Below are 26,467 nucleotides of genomic sequence, written 5' to 3' on the forward strand. Positions count from 1 at the left end.
GATCAGTACTCCCAGAAGATGCGCTGCAGCTCCTTGGTGTTGTTGGTCTTGGTCAGGGCGACCATCGCCAGGATGCGCGCCTTCTGCGGACGCAGGTCGTGCGCCACCACCCAGTCGTACTTGTCGTCGGGCTGCTCGGCGTTGCGGATCACGAAGCCGTCGGGCACGCGGGCGCTGCGGATCACGATCACGCCGTCGGCGCGGGCCTTCTGCAGGTTCGGAACGATGCGGTCGGCCACCGAGCCGTTGCCGGTACCGCCGTGGATCAGCGCCTTGGCGCCGCTCCTGGCGATGGCGTCGATGGCCACCGAGCTCACGCCCTCGTAGCCCATGGCAATTTCAACCGGCGGCAGCGCGGTGATGCTGTCGATGTCGAACTCCGAGTTCATGGTGTGACGCTTCACCGGCGCGCGGAACCAGTAGTTGCGGCCTTCGACGATCATGCCCAGCGGGCCCCACTGGCTGGAGAAGGCATTGGTCTTGATGTTGACGTTCTTGCTCACGTCGCGGCCGGTGTCGATGTTGTCGTTCATCGTCACGAGCACGCCCTTGCCCATCGCGTCCTTGCTGCCCGCCACGTTCACGGCGTTGTACAGGTTGAGCGCGCCGTCGGCCGACAGCGCGGTGCCCGGGCGCATCGAGCCGACCACCACGATCGGCTTGTTGGTGTGCACGGTCAGCGTGAGGAAGTAGGCGGTTTCTTCCAGCGTGTCGGTGCCGTGGGTGATGACGATGCCGTCCACGTCCGATTGCTTCGACAGCGCAGACACGCGCTTGGCCAGCGTCATCAGGTTGTCGTTGGTGAGGCTTTCCGACGCGACCTGGAACACCTGTTCGCCGCGCACGTTGGCGACCTTGGAGAGCTCCGGCAAGCCGGCGATCAGCTTCTCGACGCCGACCTTGGCGGCCGCGTAGGTGGCGCTGTTGACGGCCGAGGCGCCGGCCCCGGCGATGGTGCCGCCGGTGGCGAGGATCACCACATTGGGTAGCGCCTGCTGCGCCTGCGCGAGCGCGCTGGCGGCCAGCAGCGCGGCGCCGGCCGCGAAGGCACGGAAACGGGGAGAGAGGTACATAAACAACTCCTGTGTTGAGTGGAATTTTTTGAGGCGGCGAGGAAGATACAGGAACCATGCCCGCATGCCCTGCCCGCTCATGCCGGCATGGCATGCGGTCATGCCAGAGGTACCGGTGGTATTACCATCGACCGCGCGCACCGCCGCTCGCCCACCCGCCACCATGAACGCCGATCCCGCCGCCCTTCCCGTCTCGACCGCCCAGGAAATGCCCGCGCCCGACGGCCCCCTGTCGCGCGCAAGGCCCGGGCGCGAACGCATCATGGCGGCGATCCGCACCGCGGCGGTCACCGAGTTCAGCCTGCATGGCCTCAAGGGCACCTCGACCCAGGCCATCGCGGCGCGCGCCGGCCTCACCAAGCCCCAGCTGCACTACTACATCGCCGGCAAGGAAGAGCTCTACGAGGAGCTGCTGATGCAGGTGCTGCACGCCTGGAAGGTGGTGTTCTCCTTCGAGGACGCGAGCGACCCGGCCACGGTGCTGGGCGACTACATCCGCAAGAAGCTCGACCACGCCATCGACAGCCCCGAGATGTCGCGCATCTTCACGCGCGAAATTCTCGACGGCGGGCGCAACCTCGACCGCTACTGGCCCAACGCACGGGCCTGGACGCAGAAGAAGATCGACGTCATCAACGGCTGGATCGCGCGCGGCCAGATGCGCCCGCTCGACGCACGCATCCTGCTGATGCACATCTGGGCCATGACGCAGAGCTATGCCGACTACGCGATCCAGACGCGCGTGATGCTCGGCCTGCCGCCCGACGCGCCCTTCGACCGCGAGCCGATCGCGCGCGAGCTGGTGGCCTTCGTGCTGCACGGCTGCGGCATCGAGGCCTGAGCGCCGGCCCTGGCCGGGGCCAATCCTTTCTTCTTAACCCGCTCTCCGTTTTCCTGCGGCCTCCTGCCACGCAGTGACTTTGTGCACTGTGTTCGGCGCCCCCGCGCGCCTACCTTCGCACGCTTCGCTGTCCAGGCTGTCTCATGACGGCGAATCACGAATACACAGGAGAAGAGGGACCATGAAAATCAGATTTTTTCTTGCCGCGATCGCAACAGTTGCGGCTTTGGCAGCTTGCGGCGGAGGCGACGGAGGCCCAGGCTTCGTCGCCCTGCCCCCGCCCCAGCAGAACGAGCCGCCACCACCTCCCCCGCCGCCACCGCCGCAGCAGAGCAACGCGAAGGTCAGCGGCCGCGTGACGAATGCGCTCGACGGCCGGGGGGTCGCGCAGGTCACGGTCACGGCCGCGGGCGTCTCCGCCGTGACGGACGCCGATGGCAGCTACTCGCTCACAGAGATCCCGCCGAATGCGTCCGTGCTGCTGAGCTTCTCGAAGAGCGGCATGGTGCCGCAGAGCCGGGCCACGGCCGCGCTCGCCGGATCGGGTGCATCGACGGTGATCAACGTGCCGATGCTCCCTGTTGCGGTGACAGAGAGCTTCGACGGGCAATCGGCGCACGACGTCGTCGTTCCGGGCTCGACCGCGATGGTTCGCCTGAGCGCCAATTCCCTTCGCCGCCCCGATGGCAGCGCGCCCGGCGGACTGGTGACCGCGCAGGTGACACCCATCGCGCCGGCCAACGACGTCAATGTGATGCCCGGCAACTATCTGGCCGCGGCAGAAGGCGGCAGCGCGCCGATGGAGAGCTTCGGCGCGCTCGACGCCAGCTTCACGGACGCCGACGGCACGCCGCTGAACCTGGCTGCAGGCACCAACGCGACGGTGCGCATCGCCCCGTCCTCGCGCAGCGGCACGCTGCCGCCGTCGGTGCCGCTGTTCTTCTACAACACCACCACGGGCCTGTGGGTGCAGGAGGGCTCCGCCACGCTGCAGGGCACGGCGCCCAACCAGTACTACGAAGGCACGGTGACGCACTTCACCACCTGGAACGCCGACCAAATCTACAACACCGTGCGCATCAACGGCTGCGTGCAGGATGCGGCGGGCGCACGGGTCGCGGGTGCGCTGGTGGCGTCGGAAGGCAAGTCGTACACCGGCCTGGCATCGACGCTGACGAATGCAAACGGTGAGTTCTCGGTCGCCGTGAAGCGTTCCAGCTCGGCCTTCGTGGTCGCCACCACCGCGAGCGAGATCTCCAACTCCCCGACGGTAGAAGCCGGGGATCAGGACATCTCGCTGGGCGGCTGTCTCCAACTCACGCGCTCCGCGCTGTCGATCAAGCTGACCTGGGGCGAGCGTCCGCGCGACCTCGACTCGCACACGCTGGGCGCCAACGCCGACGAACATGTCTACTACAGCGACAAGGGCAGCCTCGCTACAGCGCCGTTCATCGCGCTCGACGTGGACGATGTGGACAGCTTCGGTCCCGAAGTCACGACCTTTGCCAAGCTGGCCAAGAACCGCACCTACCGCTTCTATGTCCGCAACTTCTCGGGCACCTTCGATCCGGGGCAGACCGGTTCGCCCGCGCGGGTCGAGGTGAGCAATCGCGGCGCACAGACGGTCTTCTCGCCGCCCGCAGGCGAAAGCGGCAGCACGGACTTCTGGCATGTCTTCGACATCCGCACTGACGAAGCCTGCAACGCGTCCGTGGTTCCAGTCCAGCAGTTCCTGGCCGATCCTCCGGCGCCGCTCGACACCAGCGGCAACGCGCAATACTGCAACTGACCAGTGCGACGCGGCGGCGCGGGCAAGCGATGCGCGCGCCGCCTACAGGCCGTGCACGACCCAGGCGCCCGCGGGCGCCGCCGGGACGTGCACGGTGTGCTCGCCGAGCCGGTCGAAGCTGTACTCGCGCCCGCCGATGGTGATCGACTTCATGTTGGTCCAGACCAGATAGTCGTATCCCTCGGGGGTTCGCGTGGCCTGCAGCACCTGGAACACAGGCGTCACGCTCACCACGAGCCGTACCCGCGCCGTCGCTGTGGCCGGGCCGGCGCTGCTCTCCGCCGCGCACACCAGCGGCGCGAATGCGACCAGCGCAGCCAGGGCGGCGCGCGCCGGTTGAAACCGATTTCCCGTCATGAAGCCCGATCCGTTGTCGTGCGTCGCAAGGACGCGAGGCGCGGGCGCGGCAGGGGCGCCCGGCATCCGGATATCGGCAGGAATGGAAAGAAATGCAGGGCCCGCCGGAGAAACCGGCGACTGGCCGGCAACTGGCCGGCGACTGGCCGGCGGGCCCGGCCGGTCAGTAGGTCACCGTCACCCGCGTGGCATTGCTGCCGTCGCCGGCTGCAGCACTCGCGGACTGCGCCGAAGCGCCGCCCGCGGTCGCGGCCATCGCGCTGACGGTGCCGTGCAGGGCGGTGCCCAGGCTTGCACGGCCGTCGGCATCGGTGCCAGGCACCATGAAGGTCGCTTCCCCGACCTTGTCGAACCGGTACTCCCGCCCCTTGATGACCACCGACGCCATGTTGGTCCGCACGCGGTACTCGTGCCCGCCGCTCACGGGCCTGATCTCCAGCACCTCGAAGGTCGGGAGCACGTTGATCGTCAGGTTGAAGCGGCCGGCCGCCCTGTTCGCTTCGCGCGCCGGCTCGGCGGAACTCAATTGCAGCGGCAGGGGCAACACGAGCAGCAGCATGCCTGCGGCCGCCAGCGGTGGAGCCGTTCGCGGCGACCGCAGCGCAGTCGCCCTCGCAGTTCGCCTGTTTCCGGGCATGGGAACTCCTATCGTTGCAACCTGGGAGGCATCGGATCGATGCCCAGTCAGGCTTATCGGCAGAGTCGCGGAAAAATGAAGGCCGTGAGGCCCCATTCTTCACACATTCCCGCAATTTGCCAGCGGGCTTCCCGTTTCGCTCGCCCGGGCTTGGCCCGGACCCGGATTCAGTAGGTCACGGTGACCGTCACGACGTCGAGGTAGCTGTCCGGCCGCACGTTGGTGCTTGCGCCGAGAACGCGGCCATACAGGGGCAGCGTCTGGACCTGGCCGCTGCCCGTACCCCCCATGGTGTTGGTTCCCGAGATGTTGCCCCAGGCATTCGTGCGCCCGGGGTTGCGGTAGAGCTGGTACGGCACCGTGTCCGTGTTGCCGGGTACGCCCCCGGTCGGCATCATCGCCCCTGCACCATTGGCCACGTTGTTGGACGGCGTCAGCGCGACCGTGTAGGGGGTGGGTGTCGTGCAGGTGACGTAGATGGTGCTGAGCTGGTCGATGTTGGCCCCGCCCGGCAGGCCGGCGACGGAGCCGAAGTTCAGGGGGTCGGCCGTGACGATGCAGCTCTTGGAGACGGTCGCGCTGACGATGAAGGCGAACTGGTCCGCCAGCGTCGTGCCGCAGGTGGTCGGCGCGCCGGCCGTGCTCGACGTGAGCGTGATCGACGTGTGGATCCCCGCGAAGTTGTCCTGGTACGTGCCGGGGGGCGCCGTGCCCTGATTTGCGAGCAGCTCCCCGCGCATGGTGGCGCTTCCCGAGATGGTGTTGTTGCTGGACCGGGCGGGAATGCTGATGTTGATGGCGAACGGGTTCGGCACCGCGGCGTTGCCGTTCGAGCCCCAGATCGTGCTGCTCGTCCCCTGGTAGAGCTGGAACTTCAGGCTGTCGCCCGCGGTGTTCTTCATGACGCGCGGATTGAAGTTCGTGAGGCCCTCGTTGCCGTCGCCGATGTTGAAGCAGACCCTGGCGTACTCGGTGGTGTTGTTGTTGCCGCTTTTGGTGCAGGTGTAGCTCAGCGTGGCGTTGGCGGGCGTGGCCGTGCCGGCAACCAGGTCGACCGGGCCGAAAGCCACGGCCGTCATCGATGCCGTGCAATTGATCGACGCCTGGGCGCTGCCCGCCGACAGCAGCCACAGCAGCGCGCAGAACATGGGCAGGCGCAGGGCCCGCAGCGTGCGGATCAGAAGACTCATGGCGCCTTGGCCTCCCTGGTGCAGCGCAGCGGCCCGATCTGCGGGATTGCCGCGCCTTCCTTGCGATAGTCGAAGCTGGTCCGGCAGACGCCGTTGGGCGTCTGCACGTCGAGCGTGTTGCGGGCCTGCAGCGACTCGAGATACACGGCGCCGTCGAAGCCCACCAGCGCCGGCTCGCCGCCCTGTGCGTTGGCTCGCACGCGGCTGCCCAGCGGCAGCGGCTTGCCCGCCTCGTCCACCAGCAGCAGCGCGGCCGCGCTGACCGGCGTGATGCCGAAGCGCACCAGCGTGCCGGCCCGGTCGCTCGGCGTGGCGACCGTCTTCACGCGCTCGATCCTCACGTCGGCGGGCAGCTGCATCGGGTCGATGGACAGCTGGTTGTTCTGGTAGGACCGAAGCGGCGCCACCAGCAGCATGCCCTTGTCGTCCGTGGTGCCGATGTCGCGGTTTTCCAGCCTCACGGGCACGCCCGCGATGCCGTCGGTGGAAACCACCGCGAAGGCGTCGTCGATGCGCCGCGCCGCGAAGGGCTGGCCGCCCATGAACGCGATCGAGCCGGTGGCGCCCGCGTAGGCGAAGCGGTTGTCGCCGAGCACGCTGATGCCGGCCATGGCGCGGCCGTAGCGGCCGAGGTAGTCGATCTCGGCCTGACCGCCGTTCTGGCCGCCGCCCTGGCGCAGGCCCGCTCTCCAGCCGATGCCGCCGTCGCCCGGCATGGAGCTCTGCGCATCGGCGGTGTAGACCGTCTTGCCGTTGTCGCGCTGGACGCCGGCGCTGGCCGTGATGTTGCCGTCCAGCGCCCAGGTGAAGCCGACGAAGAGGCTGCGCTCGCGGCGGTTGTCGAGGTTCTGGTTGAGGCTCACGTTCATCGAGGCGCTCTTTCCGATGGCCCGGAACCAGTAGACGCTGGCCATGCGCGTCGCCTCCTGCGCCGGGTAGCGCAGGTAGAGGTAGCTCAGGCCGAAGCTGCCGAGATCCTTTGTCGTGTAGCCGATGGATGCACGGCCCGAGCCACGGGCCGGTGCGCTGCCGTAGAGCGAGGCGACGTCGCGGTACTCGCCGCGTGTGCGCGTGCCCTCGACCGCGAAATTGAACTGGTTGTCGCGCCAGCTGTAGCCTAGGTTGAGCAGCGAGCCCTGCTCGCCGCGATAGCTGCTGTGCGCCACGGCGCCCGTGAACACGCCGCTCTGCCCGATCAGCCATGCGCCGCCGACACCGCCCTTCACCAGCCCCTTGGTGGTCTCGCCGTGCGCCTCCAGCGTGAAGCTGTTGCTCACGCCGTAGCGCCAGGTGCCGGTGGCGGCGGGGTCGCTGCCGTAGTCGTTCGAGCGAAGGCCGTAGTTCCTGCGCACCATGCCGAGATCGACGGACCAGTCGGACAGGCCCTCCTGCAGCAGGCGCTGCGTGTCGTACAGCGAGAAGTCGAGGGTCGTCGCACGCCCGAAGGCGTCGGTGAGAACCACCTGGGCATTGCCCGCGCCGTTGATGCTGGGCACCGTGTTCAGCTGGAAGGGCCCGGCAGGGACCTGGCCGGTGTACTGGCGCAGGCCGTTGATGTAGAGCTCCACCTGCGAGGGCAGCGTGGCCGAGCCCAGGAAGGCCGGCAGAGGGGTCGTCGTGCGATAGGGCTGCAGCGAGAAGTTGCGCGAGAGCTGGATGCCGCCGATGCGGGTGGAGCGCGACCACGGCAGCGACGCGGTGGTGGTGTCGCCCACGCGCAGCGTCAGCATGTCGTCGGGGAAGGACTGGCTCCAGGTGGTGTCCAGCCGCACGGAGTCGTGCTTCCAGTCTTCGTTGTCGGAGCGGTAGGCGCGCGACATCATGGTGCTGGTGAACACGCTGCTTCCGCTGAAGGCGCGAACTTCGGCGAGCGCGTTGAGGCTGGTGCTGTTGCCGCGGCCCTGCGTGCCGTAGAGGTCGTAGTTCAGCAGCAGGCCGGGCGAGGCGCTGGCCCTGGGGGAGGCGACCGTCGAGGTGTTCACCACGGTCGTGGGCAGGCGCAGCACGTCGGCGGGCGCGTTGATGGCGACGCTCTGCCTTGCGGCGTCGTAGGCGACCTTCACGCCGGGAAGGCTGTTGAGCCTCACCGGGTCGGACGCGCCCGGCGGCAGTACGAAGCCCAGTTGCCGCAGGGTGGAGGCGCTGGCCCAGAGCTCGCGATCGCGCAGCCCGAAATGCACCAGCCCCTGGGGGTTGCCATTGAGGCTCAGTTCCAGGTAGAGGTCGCTCCCGGTCGGGCCGGTGAGGTCGCTTTCCGCAGCGGATGCAACCAGCCACGGGCCCGGTCCGGCTGCAGTCTTCTCGGCCTGGGCGTCCAACGACGCCAGACCCGACAGAAGCAGCAGTGGGAGCAGACGCTCAGCGGACGCGTGGAAGTGGCGGAATCTTTTCCTGCGTCGCGTTGCCATTGATCTTCGTTTCCAGAACGCCGCCAGTGGCGAAGGCCTCCGCGGGGGCCTTCAAGGGCCAACGCATGTTCGCGCCCGGCAGGACGTAGCCCATCAGGCCGGCGTGCACCGGAGTGCGCTTGCCGGCGGTATCGACGAAATCCAGATCGGCGAGCTGGGCGTGCATGCCGCCGCCGTTGGCGACCTCGAGCACCGCCTGGCTGCCTTCGCGGCGCAGCGACCAGCTGAGCTGGGGTGCGGCCGGCTGCGCGCCGGCGGCTGCGATGAAGATGGGCACCGAGTAGCGCAGCACCAGCTGCAGGCCCTTCTTTTCCTTCATCTCGACGGGCAGTTCGTCGATGACTACCCGGTACGAATTCTCGACCGCGCCGGCAGGAACCCCGGTGCGGATGACGCGGATCAGCTGCCGCTCGGACGGTGCAAGCTGCACCATCGGCGGGCTCACGAGGAGCTCGCGCGAGGGCGTGAGCTTCTCGTTGCCGGCTTCCTGCGACCACTGGTAGACCCGCACCTGGGCGTGCACCACGTCGTCGCCGGTGTTGCTGAGCCATAGGCCATCGGCGTTCTGCGTGGCCTGCAGCGTCAGCGTGACCGGAGAGACCTGCAGCCCGCTAGCCGAGGCGGCCGCGTGCGCCAGCAGGGCGAACGCGAGGGCAAGGGTGTGGCGCAGCAGGCGGTGCACGGTCGGCCTCAGGCAATGGATCAGTAGTTGACCTGGACGGTCACGGTGTCGGCGTAGGCACCAGGCGTCACGTTGGCGCTTGCGACCGTTGCGAACACGGGGATGGACTGGGCCGTGCCGGTGCCGGTGCCGGCCACGCCGTTTCCAACCGAGGTGGGCGTGGCGGTGTTGCCCCAGATGGGACCCGTCGCGCTCACCGAGCGAAGCTGGTAGGCAATGGTGTCCGGGCCAGCCACGATGGGACTCATGAAGCCGGCGCCGGTGGTGTCGGTGGCAGCGGTGCTCGAAGGCTGCAGGCCGATGTTGTAGGGCGTCGACTTGGAGCAGGTCACGCTGATGTTGCTGCTGGCCGACAGGGCGGTGGCGGTCGAGGTGACCGAGCCGAAGTCGATGTTCGAGGCCGCACCCGCCGTGACCGAGCAGGCCTTGGTCACGGTGATGAGGACCTTGAACGTGGAGCTGGCCGTGTCGGCGATCGCCGCGCTGGCGGCCAGAGCGGCCAGGACGGCTGCAACGATGAGGGAAGGTTTTTTCATGAGGACGGACTCTCGGGTATCGAACGGTTGATGAAGAGAGAATGAGGCCCAAAGTTCACAAATTTGGGACTGTGAATTTTAGTTAACAATTGGAAGAAAGAGTGAGCTGTTGTTACGGCGACAGCAAAATTCGCTCGTGCAAGCACTCGTTTCCCGGCCTTGCGTGACTTTTGTTACGAAATTCGGCCACTCATCCAGCAGCCCTCCGACAGTTCCGTAGCGCGGCCGCCACGCCGCCCCAAGCCGGTGCACCCGCACTGGCACGTCGCTTGCATAACCTGACCACTTGCTCTGATTAAGCGGTCAAACACACCATGCGAGTGCTCGTCGTCTACTGCCATCCGGTCGAAACCAGCTTCCACGCCGCCCTGCACCAGGAGGTCTTGAAGAACCTTCGCGCGGCCGGGCACGAGGTGGACGACTGCGACCTCTACGCCGAAGGCTTCAACCCCGTGCTCTCGCGCGAGGAGCGCCTGGGCTACCACGACGTGCCCTCCAACCAGCTGCCGCTCGCGCCCTACGTGGAGCGGCTGCTGTGGGCCGAGGGCATCGTGTTCTGCTTTCCGACCTGGTGCTTCGGGCTGCCGGCGATGCTCAAGGGCTACTTCGACCGGCTCTTCATGCCGGGCGTGGCCTTCGACATCAGCGACCCGGCCAACGTGAAGCCGATGCTCACGCACATCAAGCGCATCAGCGCCGTCGTCACGTACGGGCGGCCGCGCTGGATGGCCATGTACATGGGCGATCCGCCGCGCAAGATCGTCACGCGGTACATGCTGCGGCTGACCGGCCGGCGCGCGAAGGTGGACTACCACGCCCACTACCACATGAATGTCGCCACCGAGCCCCAGCTCAAGCGCTTCATGGCGCGCGTGGGGCAAGCCATGGCGCGCTTCGCATGAGCGCGCCATCGCTCCTCGACAACGTGCGCCTGCCGCGCTGGCTGCTGCCGGCCGACTGGCCGCAGCGCGATGGCGTGCCCGAACTCGCGCGCGTTGCGATCGAGGCCGGCCGCGTGCGGTCTGTCGACCCCGCTGTCGCCGCCACGCCCTCCGCCTGGAACCTCGGCGGCGCGCTCGCGCTGCCGTGCTTCGTCGACGCCCACACGCATCTGGACAAGGCCTTCACGCTGCCGCGCATGAGGCAGGTGCAGCCCGGCCTGCTCGGCGCCATCGACGCGATGCTCGCCGATCGCGTGCACTGGACGCCGGCCGACGTGCGCGAGCGTGCCTCGCGCGGCCTGCAATGGGCCTGGGAATGCGGCACCTCGCACCTGCGCACGCACGTCGACTGGTGGGAGCCCGATGCCGTGCCGATGGCATGGCCGGTGATGGCCGAGCTGGCGCAGGAATGGGCCGGCAGGGTCCGGCTGGAGCAGGTGAGTCTGATCAAGCTGCCGCTCTTCGAAGACGCGGCTCAGGCCATGCGCCTCGCCAGGCAGGTCAAGGCCACCGGCCCGCACGCGCTGCTCGGCGGCTTCGTGCACTCCACCAACTGGAGCGAGAAAGCGCTGCGCAACCTGCTGGTGTCGGCGCAGGCCTGCGACCTGGACATCGACCTGCACGTGGACGAGGAACTCAACGCTGCGGCAGTGGGCCTGCTGACCACCGCCCGCATCCTGCGCGAGATCGGCTACGAGGGCCGCGTGGTCTGCGGCCACATCTGCGCGCTCGCGGCGCAGCCCGAGGCGCAGGCCCTCGCCACGCTCGACGCGGTGGCGCGTGCGCCGATCACGGTGGTGTCGCTGCCCGCCACCAACCTGCTGCTGCAGGATGCCGTCACCGGCCGCACGCCGCGCCTGCGCGGCATCACGCTGGTGAAGGAAGCGCGCGAGCGCGGCATTCCGCTGCTCTTCGCGAGCGACAACGTGCAAGACCCTTTCTGCCGCGTCGGCAGCTTCGACCCGGTCGAGGCGCTGGGCACGGCCGCGCTGGTGGCGCAGCTCGACGAACCCTTCGACGAATGGTCGCAGGCGCTGTGCCGCAGCGACTGGCTGCGGCACCAAGCCGCTCCTGCGAGGCCCACGCTGGTGGGCCAGGGCGCCGACCTGGTGCTGTTCACGCAGGCCGACCGCCACGGCTGGCCCTCGCGCACCGCCGGCCGCGTGGTGTTGCGCGACGGCCGCGTCACGCACGGCGACGCGACGCCCTTCCTCCCCCGGTAACGAACACACAAGGACACCTTCCCATGCTCCACGGCTACATCCCGCCCCACCGCTTCCTGCCCTACCTGAGCTGGACCGAGATCGCCGCGCTGCCCGACCGCGAGAACACCGTCATCGTGCTGCCCTGCGGCGCCATCGAGCAGCACGGCCCGCACCTGCCCTGCTCGGTCGACAGCGTGATCTGCTCGGGCGTGATGGGCAAGGCGCTCGAAAAGCTCCCCGCCGAGGTGCGCGCCTTCGCGCTGCCGACCATCACGTACGGCAAGTCGGAAGAGCACCTGCACTTCCCCGGCACGATGACGCTGACAGGCACCACGCTGCTGTCGACGGTGATCGAGATCGGCGAGTCGGTGTACCGCTCGGGCTTTCGCAAGCTGCTGTTCGCCAACGGCCACGGCGGCCAGCCGCAGGTGCTCGAAATGGCGGCGCGCGAGTTGCGCCTGCGCCACGGCGATTTCGTGGTGGTGCCGCACGGCGTGTCGCGCCTGCCGAGCGCGGCCAGCAAGCAGGTCAGCGAGCAGGAGAAGAAACTCGCGATGCACGCCGGCCATTCCGAGACCGCGCTGATGCTCGCGCTCGCGCCCGAGACGGTGCACATGGAACATGCGGTCGCCAACTTTCCGCCGCCCTTCCCGATCAAGCTGCTGTCGGCCGACGGCCGCCCGGCCTGTGCATGGACCTCGCGCGACTTCGGCCCGAGCGGCGTGATCGGCGACCCGACCACCGCCACGCGCGAGCAGGGCGAAGCCATCCTCGACACGCTCTCCGACAGCTGGGTGCAGGCGCTGACCGAGCTGCACGCACTGCGCTGGGTGGTGCGCGAGGAAGCCACCTGGGAGCGCGGACACCAGCAGGGCTTCATCCAGCAGCGCTTCGAGCCGGCGGCCTGAGCCCGCTTCTTGCAACGGCCGCTTGTTCCTTTTCCTTCGTTTTCTTCTTCAACTCCCCTGCCCACGAGAGGTCCTCATCATGCGTTCCTTCGCACTGTCCATCGCCGGCGCCGCCGCCATCGCCTTCCTCGCCGCCGCCCCCGCGCAGGCCGAGGACAAGTTCACCTACATGACCAACTGGTACGCGCAGGCCGAGCACGGCGGCTTCTACCAGGCCGTGGCACAGGGCATCTACAAGAAGTACGGCCTGGACGTGACCATCAAGATGGGCGGCCCGCAGGTCAACATCACGCAGATGATGGCCGCCGGCCAGGCCGACTGCATCATGGGTTCGAGCGACATCCAGATGATGCAGGTGCGCGAAGGCGGCGTGCCGGTGGTCAACGTGGCGGCCTTCTTCCAGAAGGACCCGCAGGTGCTGATCGCGCACGACGACGTGAAGAAGTTCGAGGACCTCAAGGGCAAGACGCTGCTGATCGGCGCGCAGGCCCAGCGCGGCTACTGGCCGTGGCTGAAGGCCAAGTTCGGCCTCACCGACGAGCAGACCCGCCCCTACACCTTCAACATCCAGCCCTTCGTGGCCGACAAGAACGCCGCGCAGCAGGGCTACCTTACCTCGGAGCCCTACGCCATCCAGAAGGCCGGCGTGAAGAGCACCGTGCTGATGTTCAGCGACCACGGCTTCCCTGCCTACGCGACCACCGTGTCGTGCATGGAGAAGACGGTGAAGGACCGCAGCAAGCAGGTCGCCGCCTTCGTGAAGGCCTCGGCGGAGGGCTGGAAGAGCTACCTCGCCGACCCCGCGCCCGCCAATGCCCTCATCAAGAAGGACAACCCCAACATGACCGACGACCAGCTGGCCTACAGCGTGGCCAAGCTCAAGGAGATGGGCATGGTCACCGGCGGCGACGCGGCCAGGCTTGGCATCGGCGTGATGACGGATGCGCGCGCCAAGGCGAGCTACGACTTCCTGGTGAGCGCGAAGCTGCTCGATCCGTCGAAGGTGGAGCTGGCGAAGACTTACACGACCGAGTTCGTGAAGGACGCCAAGGTCATCCCCTGAACCTTAACGACGCGCTGCGCATGAACCGAATCGACCCCCACACGTTGGCACCGCCCCCGGAGCACTCACCCACCGTACCCGCGGTGGAAGTGCTCTCGGCCGAGAAGACCTATCCCAACGGCACGCAGGCGCTGCTGCCGGTGGACCTGTCCATCGCCGAAGGCGAGTTCGTCACCCTGCTCGGCCCCTCGGGCTGCGGCAAGAGCACGCTGCTGAAGATGGTGGCGGGCATGCTGGAGCCCAGCGACGGGCGCCTGCTGGTGTGGCGCCGGCCGGCGGCGCAGCTGCACGACTGCCCGCGCAAGATGTCCTTCGTGTTCCAGTCGCCCACGCTGATGCCGTGGGCCAGCGTGCAGACCAACGTCCGCCTGCCGCTGGACCTGGCCGGCGTGCCGCGCAAGGAGGCCGACGCGCGGGTGATGGAATCGCTCGCGCTCGTGGGTCTGGAGAAGTTCGCCGACGCGCTGCCGCGTGCGCTCTCGGGCGGCATGCAGATGCGCGTATCGATCGCACGCGGCCTCGTCACGCAGCCCGACCTGCTGCTGATGGACGAGCCCTTCGGCGCGCTCGACGAGATCACGCGCCACAAGCTCGATGCCGACCTGCTGGAGCTGTGGCGCAAGAAGAAGCTCACGGTGATCTTCGTGACGCACTCGATCCACGAGGCGGTGTTCCTGTCGAGCCGCGTGGTGATGATGGCCGCTCGGCCCGGCCGCGTGGTGGAAGAGTTCCGCATCGACGAGCCCTATCCGCGCAGCGCCGACTTCATGGTCACGCCCGAATTCGCGCGCTACGCCAAGCAGTTGCAGGACAGCCTGCTGCGCGCCAGCAGCACCGACGAGGAGGCCGCGCGATGACTGCCAAGACCCTTCCCCTGCTGGCTCAGCCGCGCGTGCAGCGCGTGCTCTACCCGGTGCTGATCGGCGTGGCGCTGGTCGCCCTGTGGCAATGGCTGGTGGTGGCGATGGAACTGCCGCCCTACCTGGTGCCATCGCCCTACCTGATGATGCAGACGCTGGTGACTGACTGGGCGCCGCTGGGCAACGCGCTGCTGGTCACGCTGAAGATCACGGTGCTGTCGTTCCTGCTGGCCACGGTGGCGGGCGTGCTGATCTCGTTCCTGTTCGTGCAGAGCAAGCGCATCGAGACCGCGCTCTTCCCGTACGCGGTGCTGCTGCAGGTCACGCCCATCGTGGCGGTGGCTCCGCTCATCATCATCTGGGTGAAGAACCCGGTGGCGGCTATGACGGTGTGCGCGGCACTGGTGGCGCTGTTCCCGATCATCAGCAACACCACGCTGGGGCTTCGCAGCATCGACCCCGATCTGCAGAGTTATTTCAAGCTCAATCGCGCGACGCGCTGGCAGCAGCTGGTGCGGCTGCGCATTCCGAGCGCGCTGCCCTACTTCTTCGGCGGGCTGCGCATTTCCAGCGGCCTCGCGCTGATCGGCGCAGTGGTGGCCGAGTTCGTCGCGGGCACCGGCGGCTCGGGGGCGGGGCTGGCCTACCAGATCCTGCAGGCAGGCTTCCAGCTGAACATTCCGCGCATGTTCGCGGCGCTGCTGCTCATTTCCCTCACCGGTGTCGCGCTCTTCGTGCTGATGGCCTGGCTCACCAAGCTGGCGCTGGGCTCGTGGCATGCGAGCGAACTTTCCCAGGACTGACCTTGACCATGAACGCCCCTGTTTCCGCCATCGAGCAACTGCTGCTCGAACTCCCCGACCTCGACTGGATCACCGACGAGAGCCGCGTCACGCGGCTGTCCTCCGATTTCTCGTGGTTCAGCCCCGTGCTGGTGCGCCAGCTCAAGGACAAGCGCGCCGACGTGGTCGTGCGCCCGCGCACCGAGGAGGAGATCCGCGCGGTGGTCGGTGCCTGTGCGCGCCGCTGCGTGCCCATCACCATCCGCGGCAGCGGTACCGGCAACTACGGCCAGACCACGCCGCTGGCCGGCGGCGTGGTGCTCGACATGACGGGCTACAACAGCTGCCTGTGGGTGCGCCCCGGCGTGGCGCGCGCGCAGGCCGGCATCCGCCTGGGTGAACTCGAGAAGCAGACCAAGCCCACGGGGCAGGAGCTGCGCTGTGTTCCGTCCACCTACCGCAGCGCGACGCTGGGCGGCCTCTTCGGCGGCGGCTTCGGCGGCGTGGGCTCCATCAACTACGGGCCGCTGGGCGCGCCTGGCAACGTGATCGGCATCCGCGCGATGACCATCGAGGCCGAGCCGCAGGTCGTCGAGCTGCGCGGCGCCGACGCGATGCGCATGCACCACCTGTGGGGCACCAATGGACTGGTGCTGGAGCTGGAGATCGCGCTGGCACCCGCGCATCCGTGGCTGGAAACACTGGTGACCTTCACCGACTTCGAAAGCGCGCTGAACTTCGCCGACAAGCTCGCGCATGCGCCGGGCATCGTGAAGCGCGGTGTCACTTTCTTCGCGGCGCCGATCTCCGACCATTTGTCGCAACTCGCCGCGCACCTGCCCAAGGGCTGCCACACGGTGCTGTCGCTGGTGGCCGAGTCGTGCGAGCCCGCGATGCTGCAACTGGCGGAGGCCCACGGCGGCACCGTCGGCTACCGCAAGACGGCGGCCGAGGTGCAGAAGAGCAATCGCACGCTGATGGAATTCACCTGGAACCACACGACGCTGCATGCGCTGAAGATCGATCCGAGCCTCACCTACCTGCAGAGCGGCTTCGTTCCGGGCCGGCACGTCGAGCAGGTCATCGAGATGGAGAAGCTGCTGGGCGGCGAAACCGGCGAGGTGATGATGCACATCGAGTTCCTGCGCAACGTGGCCGGCCTCATGACCTGCAGCGGGCTGCAGCTGGTGCGCTTCAGCACCGAGGAGCGCCTGCAGGAGATCATGCGCATCCACCGCGAGCACGGCGTGCACATCAACAACCCGCACGTGAACATCGTCGAGGACGGCAAGGCCGGCGGGCCGCTGCCGCCGGAGGTCATCGAGGTGAAGAAGCGCTTCGACCCGCTGGGACTGCTGAACCCGGGCAAGCTGCGCGACTGGCCGGTGAAGGCGGCTCCGGCAGCCTGACCGGTTTCAGTTCCTGCGGCGGCCTTGCACCCAGGCCACCGCCACGATGGCCATGGCGAGCAACCAGAGCGGCCAGAGGCCGAACGGTGCCACCCAGCGCGCGAAGGGCGTGAGGCCGCGACGGCCTTCCACGTTCGCCTCGAGCACGCCGCGCGTGAGGCGCGGCAGCTCGTGCGTGACGCGGCCCTGGGCGTCGATCACCACGGTGGCGCCGGTGTTGGTGGAGCGCACCATCGGCCGTGCGAACTCGAGCGCGCGCATGCGCGAGATCGACAGGTGCTCGTCGATGGCCACGGTGTCGCCGAACCAGGCGATGTTGCTCACATTGAGCAGGATGGTGGGCGCCGTGGTCTCGTCGCGGAAGTTCGCGCCGATCTCGTCGCCGAACAAGTCCTCGTAGCAGATGTTCGGCGCGATGCGCTGGCCCTGCCAGACGAAGGGCGCCTGGGCGAGCCCGCCGCGCGCGAAGTCGCCCAGCGGGATGTTCATCATCTGGATGAACCAGCGGAAGCCCCAGGGAATGAATTCGCCGAAAGGCACGAGGTGGTGCTTGCTGTAGGCGTAGGGCTGCGCGTCGCCGGGGCGGAAGCCGAGCACCGCGTTGCTGTAGGTGCCCTGTCCTCCCAGCGGCAGGCCGACGATGGCGGCCTGGTTGCCCTCGCTGTAGCGGGCCTTGATCGCTTCGAGATAGCCGGCTGGCAGCTGCTGAGGCAGCAGCGGCAAGGCGGTTTCGGGCGTGACGACGAGCGAAGCCTTGGCATCGCGCAGTTGCTCGCCGTACCAGCGCAGCGCGGTCTCGATGCCGCCGCCGGGAATGAACTTCTCGTCCTGCGGGATGTTGCCCTGCAGGAGCGCGACGCTCAGGTTGCCGGCCGCGCCTTTCGCGCCTCGCACATCGTCGCGCAGCGCGGGCACGAGGTTCGGCACGGCAAACACGAATGCGATCAGCACCACGCCCTGCACGGCTTCCGCGATGCGCAGCGGGCGATGCAGCGCGACCAGCGCAACGGCCAGTGCTGCTGCGGCGCCGATGCCGTACACGCCCACCCACGGCGCGAGCGCGGCGAGCGGGCCTTCCACATGCGCATAGCCGCCCGCGCCCCACGGGAAGCCGGTGAACCAGCTGCCGCGCACCATCTCGGCCAGCGTCCAGAGAGCGGCGAAGACCAGCGCACCCGTCACCCGGCCGCTCGGCCCCCGCACGACGAACCACGCCGCGGCGACTGCGTAATAGAGGCCCAGTGCAGCAGCCAGCGCGAGCACGGCGATGGCCGCCAGCGGCGCCGGCAGGCCGCCATAGGTGTGCATCGAGATGAAGAGCCACCAGAAGCTGCCGGTGAGCCAGGCGGTGGAGAACAGCCAGCCGTGCAGCCCGGCACGTCGCCAGCCTGCGCCCTGCGAACGCAGTCCGTCCAACAGCCAGACGAACGCGCCAAGCGACAGCAGCTGCAGCCACCACAGCGGCTTTCCGCCGGCCGGCGAAGCCATCGAGAGCGCCTGCGCAAGCCCGGCGGCGACGAAGCCGAGCGGACGGAGGAAGGAGGCGAAGGAGGAAGCCGGCGCGCGAGCCATCAGTCGGCCGCGTCGCCGCCGCGCGCCGGAGACACCTTGAACCAGCGCACCGCGCCGCCCTTGGTGTGCAGCACTACGAAGTCGAAGCCGCCGATCGCATGGTGCTCGCCGCGCTTGGGCACGTGGCCCATCTCGTGCGCGATCAGGCCGCCGATGGTGTCGAAGTCTTCGCTGAGCTGTTCTTCGTCGAACACGATGCCGAAGGCCTCGGCGACGCGCTCGATGGGCGTGTCGCCCGAGACGCGGTAGGTGTGGTCGGCGAGGCCGAAGATGTCGCCCTCGTCCTCGGCGATGTCGAACTCGTCCTCGATCTCGCCGACGATCTGCTCGAGCACGTCCTCGATGGTGATGAGGCCGGCCACGCGGCCGAACTCGTCGATGACGATGGCCAGGTGGTTGCGGTTGCCGCGGAACTCGCGCAGCAGGTCATTCAGGCCCTTGCTCTCGGGAACGAAGGTGGCCGGGCGCAGCAGCGCGCGGATGTTCAGGCCAGGCGCGCGCTGCAGCTTGAGCAGGTCCTTCGCGAGCAGGATGCCGATGATGTTTTCCTTCTCGCCCTCGTACACCGGAAAGCGCGAGTGCGCGGTGTCGATGACGAGATGCAGCAGCGCGTCGAACGGGGCGTCGATGTTCACCAGGTCCATGCGCGGCGCGGCGACCATCACGTCGCCGGCGGTCATGTCGGCCATGCGCAGCACGCCTTCAAGCATCACGCGCGACTCCGCGCCGATCACCTCGTTGTCCTCGGCGTCTGCCAGGGTTTCGATCAGCTCGTCGCGCGAATCGGGGCCGGGGTGGATGAATTCGGCGAGTTTCTGGAGAAAGCTGCGCTTGTCTTCCCGTTCGACGGGAGCGCGTTCAGGGTGAGGTTCGGCCACTGCGGGAGGGCGGAGTTGAGGAGGGACAAGGATACCGGATTGCGTGTGACACGCTCTACCGGCACTCCCCGAGGGTAAGTACGGAAGCAGCCGCCAGGGCCGCGGAGCTCAGGGCGCCGACTTCTTCCGGGCGTCGCGCATGCCGCTGCGCACTTCCTGCAGGCTGGCCAGGAAGGCCCAGAACTGCTTGGCGCGGCTTTTGAGCGCGAAGTCGACGGCGGCGTAGTGCTCCAGGGCGATCTCGCTCATTCGGCTGTCGAAGGTGGCGCTAGGCAGTTCGAGATGAGCCTCGGCTTCCGAGCCGCTGCGCACCACGGTGGCACCGGCGTTGCGGGCGATCTTCAGCATGGCGGCGTTCTCGCTCAGCGCATGGATGAAGAGCATGCCCACGCCTTCGTTGCGCGCCACGACCACCGCACGCTCGAAGAGGCGGGCGCCGTAGCCGCGTCCGCGGGCATGGGCCGACACGGAAACGCCGAACTCGGCGCAGTCGCTGTGCTGGTCGCCGGGGGCGAAGGCCAGGTGGGCCATCGCGATCAGGTCGAGGCGGCGGTTGTAGATGCCGAAGAGCTCGTCGCGCTCAAAATCGAGGCTGTCGACGTAGCGCTGGATTTGCTCGTCGGCCGCCGCGTAGCCGAAGCGCAGGTAGCGGTCGTGCGGCGTGAGGTCGAGCAGGTGGCGGGCGATGCGCTCGCGTTCGCGGGGGCCGATCGAGCGGATCGGCACCATCACCGGTTGAGGCGCGCTGACTGCGCGCGGTTGCGCCTCAACCATTGGCGCCTTCAGGAAAGAGCCAATGCCGAGAGACGCTTTGAGAAGGGTCTTGGCGGTAAGCATGGCTCCAATGTAAGGGTTTCCACCTAAACAACAAGTTCACAAGGTTAATCCGGGGACACATTCGTGACCCCTTACCAGAACGTGTGGCGCCATCGCAACCAAATTGTGGCTAAACAGGCACAGCTGTTGTGGCCTTGACACGGTCGAGCACGAAGCTGGTCTTGCAGTCTTCCACGCTCGGGTGCTTGAGCAGGGTGTCCATGATGAAGCGGCTGTAGTGAGCCATGTCGGCCACCACCACCCGCAGCAGGTAGTCCATGTCGCCGGTGAGGGCGGCGCATTCGACGACCTCGGGCCAGGTCTGCACGCTGGCGCGGAACAGGTCCATGGGGTTGCGCTTGTGGGTCTCGGTGTGCTTTTCCAGCCGCACGTTGAGGTAGGCGGTCAGCCCAAGGCCGACGGCTTCGGGCTGGACCAGGGCCACATAGCGGTCGATCACCCGATGCTCTTCCAGCCGCTTGACCCGGCGCAGCACGGCGCTGGGCGACAGGCTCACCTGCTCGGCGATCTGGTCGTAGGTGGCGCGGCCGTCTGCTTGCAGCGTGCGCAGAATGAGCCTATCAATCTTGTCCAGTGCTTCCATTTCTACATTTTTGCAGTTTTACTGCGCAAGAGCCACCATGGGCGCGTGGAAACGCAGAAAACCTGAGAGGCATCCACCCTACATTGCATGACCGGCCGATTTCGCGCCCTGTTATTCGTTCGATTCATTCAATCCCCACCCACCGGAGACCGCACATGAGCCAAGCCGACGCACCCGCCTTCACGCCCTGGGAGAACCCCATGGGCACCGACGGCTTTGAATTCATCGAGTACGCGGCACCCGATCCTGTCGCCATGGGCAAGGTGTTCGAGCGCATGGGCTTCAAGGCCGTGGCCAAGCACCGCCACAAGAATGTGCTGCTGTACCGCCAGGGCACGATCAACTTCATCATCAACGCCGAGCCCGATTCGTTCGCGCAGCGCTTCGCGCGCCTGCATGGCCCCAGCGTCTGCGCCATCGCCTTCCGCGTGCAGGACGCCAAGTTCGCCTACGAGCGCGCCATTTCGCTGGGCGCCTGGGGCTTCGCCGACAAGGCCGGCCCGGGCGAGCTGAACATTCCCGCCATCAAGGGCATCGGCGACAGCCTGATCTACCTGGTCGACCGCTGGCGCGGCAAGAACGGCGCGAAGCCGGGCGACATCGGCAACATCGGCTTCTTCGACGTCGACTTCGAGGCGCTGCCGGGCCTGACGGCCGAAGAGGCGCTGGCCCCGGTGGGCAACGGCCTGACCTACATCGACCACCTGACACACAACGTGCACCGCGGCCGCATGAACGAGTGGGCCGAGTTCTACGAGCGCCTGTTCAACTTCCGCGAAGTGAAGTACTTCGACATCGAAGGCCAGGTCACCGGCGTGAAGAGCAAGGCCATGACCAGCCCCTGCGGCAAGATCCGCATCCCGATCAACGAGGAAGGCAAGGAGCAGGCAGGCCAGATCCAGGAGTACCTGGACATGTACCGCGGCGAAGGCATCCAGCACATTGCAATGGGCTCGGACGACCTCTACAAGACGGTCGACGCCCTGCGCGCCAACGGCGTGAAGCTGCTGGACACCATCGACACCTACTACGAGCTGGTCGACAAGCGCATTCCCGGCCACGGCGAAAGCGTGGAGGAGCTGCACAAGCGCAAGATCCTGATCGACGGCAAGAAGGACGCGCTGCTGCTGCAGATCTTCAGCGAGAACCAGCTCGGCCCGATCTTCTTCGAGTTCATCCAGCGCAAGGGCGACGACGGCTTCGGCAACGGCAACTTCAAGGCGCTGTTCGAGAGCATCGAACTCGACCAGATGCGCCGCGGGGTGCTGAGCGCCGCAAAATAAGGGCCCCATCCCTTATTCACGCTTCTGGAGCACGCATGCGCAGCTGTACGCCTTCGATCGGTCTGACCTTCATTGCGGCGGCAGCCGCCCTTCTTTCGGGCTGCGCCATGGCCCCGGCCGCCACCATGCCGGTGGCCGGGGCCTCGCACCTGGACACGGTGCAGAAGGCCGCGGTACTGCGCATCTGCACCCCGGGCGACTACAAGCCCTTCAGCTTCCAGAAGCCCGACGGCGCCTTCGAGGGCATCGACGTCGACCTGATGACCGGCTTCAGCGCCAGCCTCGGCGCGAAGCCCGAGTGGGTCAAGACCACCTGGGCCAACCTGCTGCCCGACCTGGCCGCCGGCAAGTGCGACATCGCCGTAGGCGGCGTGTCGGTCACCACCGACCGGCAGAAGCGCGCCTTCTTCAGCGCACCCTACATGGTCAACGGCAAGACGCCCATCGCGCGCTGCGCCGACGTGGCCAAGTACCAGAGCGTGGCCGCCATCGACAAGCCGTCGGTGCGCGTCATCTTCAACCCGGGCGGCAGCAACGAGCGCTTCGCCCGGGCCAATTTCAAGCAGGCCAAGCTCACGCTGCACGGCGAGAACGTGACGATCTTCGACGAGATCCTCGCCAACCGCGCCGACGTGTTCGTCACCGAGGCGGCCGAGGCCATCACGCAGCAGAAGCTCAAGCCGGGCCTGTGCGCAATCAACCCCGACAAGCCGCTGCAGTACGGCGAAATGGCCTGGATGCTGCCCCGCGACGACGTGGCCTTCAAGTCGTACGTCGACCAGTGGCTGCACCTGCAGCAAGCCAGCGGCGACTTCCAGCGGACGATGGACCGCTGGCTCAAGTAAACCTTCCTCCTCCGAGATCGCTTTTTCATGGACTCCCCCGCCGCCGCAGTTGTCACCCCCGCCGTCTATGGCGCCTCCGACCGCCCGCCGCGCGGCGACTACTCGCGCGGCGGCGCGGTGCTGGCCGACTACACCTGCCCGCAGGACTGGGCCAGCTACACGCCGGCCGACCACGACACCTACCGCCGCCTCTACGAGCGGCAGGTGGCGCAGCTGCCGGGCCTGGCCTGCGACGCCTTCATCAATGCGCTGCCCTCGCTGGGCGTGAAGGACCGCATCCCGCGCTTCGACGAGCTCAACGAACGGCTGCACCGCGCGACGGGCTGGGAGATCGTGGCGGTGCCAGGGCTGATTCCTGAACTGCCTTTCTTCACGCTGCTGGCGAACCGCAAGTTTCCGGTGACGGACTGGATCCGCAAGCCAGAGGAGTTCGACTACATCGTCGAGCCCGACGTGTTCCACGACCTGTTCGGCCACGTGCCGATGCTGTTCGACCCGACCTTCGCCGACTACGTGCAGCGCTACGGCCAGGGCGGCATCAAGGCGCACGAACTCGGCGCGGGCGAGAAGCTCGCGCGGCTCTACTGGTACACGGTGGAGTTCGGACTGATCCGCCAGCCGGACGGCCTGCGCGCGTACGGCGCAGGCATCCTCAGCTCGGTGGGCGAGCTCAGGCACGCGGTGCTCAGCGACGAGCCGCGCCGGCTGCCGCTGGACCTGCTGCGCACCATGCGCACGCGCTACAAGATCGACACCTACCAGGCCAACTATTTCGTGATCGACAGCTTCAGGCAGCTGTTCGACCTCACGGAGCCCGATTTCACGCCGCTGTACGAGTCGCTGAAGGTCGCGACCGACATCGAGGCCGGGGTGTTGCTGCCGGGCGAGTCCGGCAAGGCCTGAAACCTCGAAGGGTTGTTCGCACGCGCAGCTATCGCGCGCGCGACAGCGCACACCCCTTCCCTAGGACAAGCCCGCTGGTCGCGGAGGCAGGGTGCCTTCCACAATCCGCGCCAAAGGAGCTTGCATGCAGACCAACACATCCGCGCGACAGAACTATCCGGCCGGCGTGCCGCACGAGATTCATCCGGAGCAGTACCGCTCGTTGCCCCAGATGTTCGACGAGGCCTTTGCCCGTTATGCCGACAGGCCCTTCTCGGTCTGCATGGAGCGCTGGATGTCTTACGGCGAGCTCGATGTGCTGTCGGAGGCGCTGGGCGCCTGGCTGCAGTCGCGCGGGCTGGAGCCTGGTGCGCGGGTGGCGATCATGCTGCCGAACATCCCGCAGTTCGCGGTCACCATGTGCGGCGTGCTGCGCGCGGGGTACACGTGCGTCAACGTCAACCCGCTCTACACGGCGCGGGAGCTGGAGCACCAGTTGAAGGACTCCGGCGCGACGGCCATCGTCATTCTTGAAAACTTCGCGTCCACGCTCGAGAAGGTGATCGAGCGCACGCCGGTGAAGCAGGTGGTCATGACCTCGATGGGTGACCTGCTGGGCGGCCTGTACGGCGCGTGGATCACGATGGCCGTGCGCCATCTCGCGAAGCTCGTGCCGGCCTACAAGCTGCCGCTGAGCGACGGGCGCAGCGTGACGCCGTTCAGCCAGGCGATTGCCGAGGGACGCGGCCGTACGCTGGGGCCTGACCAGAGCACGCTCGATTCGATCGCTTTCCTGCAATACACGGGTGGCACGACCGGCTTGTCGAAGGGCGCGGTGCTGACCCACCGCAACATCGTCGCGGCCACGCTGCAGGCCGAGGCCTGGTTCACGCCGGCACTTTCGCGCGCGGGTGACCTGGCGAAGGTCAACAGTATCGCGGCGCTGCCGCTTTATCACATCTTCGCGCTGACGCTGTGCCTGCTGGTGATCCGCCAGGGCTCGCACATGACGCTGATCCCGAATCCACGGGACTTCAACAAGTTCATCGCGGTGCTGAAGAAGCGGCCCTTCCACATGCTGCCCGCGGTGAACACCTTGTTCAATGCGCTGCTGATGCATCCGGAGTTCAAGTCGATCGACTTCTCGACGCTGTTCGTCTCGCAGGCGGGCGGCATGGCCGCCTCGGAAGGCACGGCGCGCAAGTGGTTCGAGGCAACTGGCTGCCCGATGATCGAAGGCTGGGGCATGAGCGAGACCTGCGCGATCGGGACCAACAACCCGGTATCGAATACCGAGTTCACCGGGACGATCGGGCTGCCGCTGCCCAGCATCGAGATCGCCATCAAGGATGACGATGGAAACTCGCTGCCCGTCGGCCAAGCCGGGGAGCTCTGCATCAAGGGGCCGAACGTGATGACGGGCTACTACAACCAGCCGGCAGAGACTGCCGCGGCTTTCACTGCCGATGGCTTCATGCGCACTGGCGACATCGCGGTGATGCAGGAAGACGGGTACAGCCGCATCGTCGACCGCAAGAAGGACATGATCCTGGTGAGCGGCTTCAACGTGTTCCCCAACGAACTGGAGAACGTGATCTCGCTGTGCCCGGGCGTGGTGGAGTGCGCGGCGGTGGGCGTGCCCGATGAGAAGCAGGGCGAAGCCATCAAGGTCTTCGTGGTCCGCAGGGATCCGGCGCTGACCGAGGATGCGGTGCTGCAGTACTGCCATTCGCAGCTCACCGGCTACAAGCGGCCGAAGCACATCGAGTTCCGGGAATCGCTGCCGAAGACCAATGTCGGGAAGATCCTGCGGCGTGAGCTTCGCGTCAATGCAAACGCCTGAGCGGCACAGATGAGCCATTCGCCGGCTGGCGCCGGGCTGCCGGCGGGTGTCGTTGTGTTCGAGCGGGGGTGGCTGTCTTCGAACAACGTGCTGTTCGTGGCCGGCGAAGAGACTGCGCTGGTCGACACGGGGTACGCCGCGCACGCCGAGCAGACCTTGGCGCTGGTCGAGTCGGTACTGGGAGAGCGACCGCTCGACCGAATTCTGAATACGCATCTGCACAGTGACCACTGCGGGGGGAATGCTGCGCTGCAACTGCGATATCCAACGGTTCGTACCGAGATTCCGCCGGGGGAAGCTGCATTTGTGGAGAGCTGGGACCAGCAGGGGCTGAGTTTTCTGGCTACCGGGCAGACTTGTCCCAGGTTCCGATTCACAACGCTGCTGCTGCCGGGGAGCGATTGCGTGCTTGGCGGCAGGCCGTGGCAGGTGCACGCGGCACCGGGGCACGATCCTCACTCGGTCATCTTGTTCGATGAGCAGTCGCGCACGTTGATATCGGCGGATGCGCTGTGGGAGAACGGGTTCGGTATCGCGTTTCCAGAACTGGCGGGGGAGCCGTCGTTCGGAGAAATAGGAGCGACCTTGGATCTGATCGAGAAGCTGGCGCCGGAACGAGTGATTCCGGGGCACGGAGCGGTGTTCGACGATGTTGGGAAAGCGCTGGCTGTTGCGCGTCAGCGCCTGGAGAAATTGATGCGCGATCCGGCCAAGCATGCGCGGCATGCCATCAAGGTCTTGATGAAGTTCAAGTTGCTGGAAGTGCAGACCATCTCGACAGCCGGATGGAATGCCTGGTTGCACGGCACGCCCTATCTCGAGGCGATCCAATCACGCTTTTTCAGTGATGTCGAGTTGGGTCGGCTGACTGGCGATATCTTGGCGGAGCTGGTCAGCGTTGGCGCGGCCGAAGTGGGCCGCACAGATATCCGCAATCGGTAATTGGTGTACCCCGCGCCAAGCGTTTTGCTTCACTTTTGGCGCTCTCGGAGCATCTGATCCGTCTCCTGGCGTTTTTTCTTGTTTGTGCTGAGCAAAGCAAAAACCCCCGATCGATATCGAT

Annotated in this window: 25 protein-coding genes; 14 read left to right on the forward strand and 11 right to left on the reverse strand. The window is 67.1% G+C overall.

What is annotated here, in order from left to right:
* Positions 1 to 2: 2 nt before the first annotated feature.
* Positions 3 to 1,073 carry an asparaginase gene (locus EJP67_RS21765; protein WP_126023782.1) on the reverse strand — a complete coding sequence of 357 codons (1,071 nt, stop codon included), beginning with the start codon at positions 1,071 to 1,073 and terminating at the stop codon, positions 3 to 5.
* A gap of 163 nt (positions 1,074 to 1,236) precedes the next feature.
* Here EJP67_RS21765 and EJP67_RS21770 point away from each other — a divergent pair, with 163 nt between their 5' ends.
* Complete coding sequence (locus EJP67_RS21770; RefSeq protein WP_184640930.1) at positions 1,237 to 1,914, forward strand: TetR/AcrR family transcriptional regulator; 678 nt, start codon at positions 1,237 to 1,239, stop codon at positions 1,912 to 1,914.
* A 181-nt stretch (positions 1,915 to 2,095) separates the two neighbouring features.
* Positions 2,096 to 3,703, forward strand: a complete 1,608-nt coding sequence (locus EJP67_RS21775) for a carboxypeptidase regulatory-like domain-containing protein (RefSeq protein ID WP_126023783.1) — start codon at positions 2,096 to 2,098, stop codon at positions 3,701 to 3,703.
* A 42-nt stretch (positions 3,704 to 3,745) separates the two neighbouring features.
* Here EJP67_RS21775 and EJP67_RS21780 read toward each other — a convergent pair whose 3' ends face one another.
* The 6 genes from EJP67_RS21780 to EJP67_RS21805 form a co-directional block, all read right to left on the reverse strand.
* Positions 3,746 to 4,060, reverse strand: a complete 315-nt coding sequence (locus EJP67_RS21780; protein WP_126023784.1) for a hypothetical protein — start codon at positions 4,058 to 4,060, stop codon at positions 3,746 to 3,748.
* Positions 4,061 to 4,223: 163 nt separating this feature from the next.
* A complete protein-coding gene (locus EJP67_RS21785) occupies positions 4,224 to 4,619 on the reverse strand; it encodes a hypothetical protein (RefSeq protein ID WP_240650740.1) in 396 nt (131 codons plus the stop codon).
* Between the two features lie 245 nt (positions 4,620 to 4,864).
* Positions 4,865 to 5,887, reverse strand: coding sequence for a Csu type fimbrial protein (locus EJP67_RS21790; protein ID WP_126023786.1), 1,023 nt, complete (start codon positions 5,885 to 5,887; stop codon positions 4,865 to 4,867).
* On the reverse strand, positions 5,884 to 8,205 hold the full coding sequence (locus tag EJP67_RS21795) for a fimbria/pilus outer membrane usher protein (RefSeq protein WP_126023787.1): 2,322 nt from the start codon (positions 8,203 to 8,205) through the stop codon (positions 5,884 to 5,886). Before EJP67_RS21795 ends, EJP67_RS21790 begins: the two co-directional genes overlap by 4 nt.
* Positions 8,206 to 8,245: 40 nt before the next feature.
* Positions 8,246 to 8,977 (reverse strand): fimbrial biogenesis chaperone, encoded by a 732-nt coding sequence (locus tag EJP67_RS21800; protein WP_126023788.1) that lies wholly within the window; start codon positions 8,975 to 8,977, stop codon positions 8,246 to 8,248.
* Between the two features lie 20 nt (positions 8,978 to 8,997).
* Positions 8,998 to 9,513, reverse strand: coding sequence for a Csu type fimbrial protein (locus EJP67_RS21805; RefSeq protein WP_126023789.1), 516 nt, complete (start codon positions 9,511 to 9,513; stop codon positions 8,998 to 9,000).
* 314 nt (positions 9,514 to 9,827) lie between these two features.
* Between EJP67_RS21805 and EJP67_RS21810 the strand changes: the two genes are divergently transcribed.
* From EJP67_RS21810 to EJP67_RS21840, 7 genes are all read left to right on the forward strand, one after another.
* A complete protein-coding gene (locus EJP67_RS21810) occupies positions 9,828 to 10,415 on the forward strand; it encodes an NAD(P)H-dependent oxidoreductase (RefSeq protein WP_126023790.1) in 588 nt (195 codons plus the stop codon).
* The gene (locus EJP67_RS21815; RefSeq protein WP_126023791.1) at positions 10,412 to 11,677 is read left to right on the forward strand and encodes an amidohydrolase family protein; all 1,266 of its coding nucleotides are present in this window, start codon (positions 10,412 to 10,414) and stop codon (positions 11,675 to 11,677) included. The genes EJP67_RS21810 and EJP67_RS21815 overlap by 4 nt, the downstream gene beginning before the upstream one ends.
* Positions 11,678 to 11,700: 23 nt before the next feature.
* Positions 11,701 to 12,567, forward strand: a complete 867-nt coding sequence (locus EJP67_RS21820; RefSeq protein ID WP_126023792.1) for a creatininase family protein — start codon at positions 11,701 to 11,703, stop codon at positions 12,565 to 12,567.
* Positions 12,568 to 12,646: 79 nt separating this feature from the next.
* Entirely contained in the window at positions 12,647 to 13,630 is a 984-nt protein-coding gene (locus EJP67_RS21825) for an ABC transporter substrate-binding protein (RefSeq protein WP_126023793.1), read from the forward strand.
* Between the two features lie 20 nt (positions 13,631 to 13,650).
* Positions 13,651 to 14,487: an ABC transporter ATP-binding protein gene (locus EJP67_RS21830; protein ID WP_126023794.1), complete on the forward strand. Its 837-nt coding sequence runs from the start codon at positions 13,651 to 13,653 to the stop codon at positions 14,485 to 14,487.
* On the forward strand, positions 14,484 to 15,293 hold the full coding sequence (locus EJP67_RS21835; RefSeq protein ID WP_126023795.1) for an ABC transporter permease: 810 nt from the start codon (positions 14,484 to 14,486) through the stop codon (positions 15,291 to 15,293). The genes EJP67_RS21830 and EJP67_RS21835 overlap by 4 nt, the downstream gene beginning before the upstream one ends.
* A gap of 8 nt (positions 15,294 to 15,301) precedes the next feature.
* The gene (locus EJP67_RS21840) at positions 15,302 to 16,681 is read left to right on the forward strand and encodes an FAD-binding oxidoreductase (protein WP_126023796.1); all 1,380 of its coding nucleotides are present in this window, start codon (positions 15,302 to 15,304) and stop codon (positions 16,679 to 16,681) included.
* 6 nt (positions 16,682 to 16,687) lie between these two features.
* Here EJP67_RS21840 and lnt read toward each other — a convergent pair whose 3' ends face one another.
* The 4 genes from lnt to EJP67_RS21860 all read right to left on the reverse strand — a co-directional run bounded on the left by lnt (position 16,688) and on the right by EJP67_RS21860 (position 20,551).
* The gene (gene lnt / locus EJP67_RS21845) at positions 16,688 to 18,253 is read right to left on the reverse strand and encodes an apolipoprotein N-acyltransferase (RefSeq protein ID WP_126023797.1); all 1,566 of its coding nucleotides are present in this window, start codon (positions 18,251 to 18,253) and stop codon (positions 16,688 to 16,690) included.
* The gene (locus tag EJP67_RS21850) at positions 18,253 to 19,131 is read right to left on the reverse strand and encodes an HlyC/CorC family transporter (protein ID WP_126023798.1); all 879 of its coding nucleotides are present in this window, start codon (positions 19,129 to 19,131) and stop codon (positions 18,253 to 18,255) included. The genes lnt and EJP67_RS21850 overlap by 1 nt, the downstream gene beginning before the upstream one ends.
* A 108-nt stretch (positions 19,132 to 19,239) precedes the next feature.
* Complete coding sequence (locus tag EJP67_RS21855) at positions 19,240 to 19,968, reverse strand: GNAT family N-acetyltransferase (RefSeq protein ID WP_126023799.1); 729 nt, start codon at positions 19,966 to 19,968, stop codon at positions 19,240 to 19,242.
* 109 nt (positions 19,969 to 20,077) lie between these two features.
* The gene (locus EJP67_RS21860; protein WP_019658474.1) at positions 20,078 to 20,551 is read right to left on the reverse strand and encodes an Lrp/AsnC family transcriptional regulator; all 474 of its coding nucleotides are present in this window, start codon (positions 20,549 to 20,551) and stop codon (positions 20,078 to 20,080) included.
* Between the two features lie 155 nt (positions 20,552 to 20,706).
* Here EJP67_RS21860 and hppD point away from each other — a divergent pair, with 155 nt between their 5' ends.
* The 5 genes from hppD (at position 20,707) to EJP67_RS21885 (ending at position 26,346) form a co-directional block, all read left to right on the forward strand.
* Complete coding sequence (hppD, locus tag EJP67_RS21865; RefSeq protein ID WP_126023800.1) at positions 20,707 to 21,834, forward strand: 4-hydroxyphenylpyruvate dioxygenase; 1,128 nt, start codon at positions 20,707 to 20,709, stop codon at positions 21,832 to 21,834.
* A gap of 35 nt (positions 21,835 to 21,869) precedes the next feature.
* Complete coding sequence (locus EJP67_RS21870) at positions 21,870 to 22,679, forward strand: transporter substrate-binding domain-containing protein (RefSeq protein ID WP_126023801.1); 810 nt, start codon at positions 21,870 to 21,872, stop codon at positions 22,677 to 22,679.
* A 27-nt stretch (positions 22,680 to 22,706) separates the two neighbouring features.
* Positions 22,707 to 23,582, forward strand: coding sequence for a phenylalanine 4-monooxygenase (phhA, locus tag EJP67_RS21875; RefSeq protein ID WP_126023802.1), 876 nt, complete (start codon positions 22,707 to 22,709; stop codon positions 23,580 to 23,582).
* Between the two features lie 124 nt (positions 23,583 to 23,706).
* Positions 23,707 to 25,404 (forward strand): AMP-binding protein, encoded by a 1,698-nt coding sequence (locus EJP67_RS21880; RefSeq protein ID WP_126023803.1) that lies wholly within the window; start codon positions 23,707 to 23,709, stop codon positions 25,402 to 25,404.
* A 9-nt stretch (positions 25,405 to 25,413) separates the two neighbouring features.
* Positions 25,414 to 26,346 (forward strand): MBL fold metallo-hydrolase, encoded by a 933-nt coding sequence (locus EJP67_RS21885; RefSeq protein WP_126023804.1) that lies wholly within the window; start codon positions 25,414 to 25,416, stop codon positions 26,344 to 26,346.
* The last annotated feature ends 121 nt before the right edge of the window (positions 26,347 to 26,467 follow it).

It is taken from the genome of Variovorax guangxiensis, assembly GCF_003952165.1.
Taxonomy (GTDB): Bacteria; Pseudomonadota; Gammaproteobacteria; order Burkholderiales; family Burkholderiaceae_C; genus Variovorax; species Variovorax guangxiensis.

Excerpts from the sequence above, each read along its gene's own strand:
- EJP67_RS21765 (WP_126023782.1), bottom strand. The coding sequence starts at position 1,073 with ATGTACCTCTCTCCCCGTTTCCGTGCCTTCGCGGCCGGCGCCGCGCTG.
- EJP67_RS21770 (WP_184640930.1), top strand. The coding sequence starts at position 1,237 with ATGAACGCCGATCCCGCCGCCCTTCCCGTCTCGACCGCCCAGGAAATG.
- EJP67_RS21775 (WP_126023783.1), top strand. The coding sequence starts at position 2,096 with ATGAAAATCAGATTTTTTCTTGCCGCGATCGCAACAGTTGCGGCTTTG.
- EJP67_RS21780 (WP_126023784.1), bottom strand. The coding sequence starts at position 4,060 with ATGACGGGAAATCGGTTTCAACCGGCGCGCGCCGCCCTGGCTGCGCTG.
- EJP67_RS21785 (WP_240650740.1), bottom strand. The coding sequence starts at position 4,619 with ATGCTGCTGCTCGTGTTGCCCCTGCCGCTGCAATTGAGTTCCGCCGAG.
- EJP67_RS21790 (WP_126023786.1), bottom strand. The coding sequence starts at position 5,887 with ATGAGTCTTCTGATCCGCACGCTGCGGGCCCTGCGCCTGCCCATGTTC.
- EJP67_RS21805 (WP_126023789.1), bottom strand. The coding sequence starts at position 9,513 with ATGAAAAAACCTTCCCTCATCGTTGCAGCCGTCCTGGCCGCTCTGGCC.
- EJP67_RS21810 (WP_126023790.1), top strand. The coding sequence starts at position 9,828 with ATGCGAGTGCTCGTCGTCTACTGCCATCCGGTCGAAACCAGCTTCCAC.
- EJP67_RS21815 (WP_126023791.1), top strand. The coding sequence starts at position 10,412 with ATGAGCGCGCCATCGCTCCTCGACAACGTGCGCCTGCCGCGCTGGCTG.
- EJP67_RS21820 (WP_126023792.1), top strand. The coding sequence starts at position 11,701 with ATGCTCCACGGCTACATCCCGCCCCACCGCTTCCTGCCCTACCTGAGC.
- EJP67_RS21825 (WP_126023793.1), top strand. The coding sequence starts at position 12,647 with ATGCGTTCCTTCGCACTGTCCATCGCCGGCGCCGCCGCCATCGCCTTC.
- EJP67_RS21830 (WP_126023794.1), top strand. The coding sequence starts at position 13,651 with ATGAACCGAATCGACCCCCACACGTTGGCACCGCCCCCGGAGCACTCA.
- EJP67_RS21835 (WP_126023795.1), top strand. The coding sequence starts at position 14,484 with ATGACTGCCAAGACCCTTCCCCTGCTGGCTCAGCCGCGCGTGCAGCGC.
- EJP67_RS21840 (WP_126023796.1), top strand. The coding sequence starts at position 15,302 with ATGAACGCCCCTGTTTCCGCCATCGAGCAACTGCTGCTCGAACTCCCC.
- lnt (WP_126023797.1), bottom strand. The coding sequence starts at position 18,253 with ATGGCTCGCGCGCCGGCTTCCTCCTTCGCCTCCTTCCTCCGTCCGCTC.
- EJP67_RS21855 (WP_126023799.1), bottom strand. The coding sequence starts at position 19,968 with ATGCTTACCGCCAAGACCCTTCTCAAAGCGTCTCTCGGCATTGGCTCT.
- EJP67_RS21860 (WP_019658474.1), bottom strand. The coding sequence starts at position 20,551 with ATGGAAGCACTGGACAAGATTGATAGGCTCATTCTGCGCACGCTGCAA.
- hppD (WP_126023800.1), top strand. The coding sequence starts at position 20,707 with ATGAGCCAAGCCGACGCACCCGCCTTCACGCCCTGGGAGAACCCCATG.
- EJP67_RS21870 (WP_126023801.1), top strand. The coding sequence starts at position 21,870 with ATGCGCAGCTGTACGCCTTCGATCGGTCTGACCTTCATTGCGGCGGCA.
- phhA (WP_126023802.1), top strand. The coding sequence starts at position 22,707 with ATGGACTCCCCCGCCGCCGCAGTTGTCACCCCCGCCGTCTATGGCGCC.
- EJP67_RS21880 (WP_126023803.1), top strand. The coding sequence starts at position 23,707 with ATGCAGACCAACACATCCGCGCGACAGAACTATCCGGCCGGCGTGCCG.
- EJP67_RS21885 (WP_126023804.1), top strand. The coding sequence starts at position 25,414 with ATGAGCCATTCGCCGGCTGGCGCCGGGCTGCCGGCGGGTGTCGTTGTG.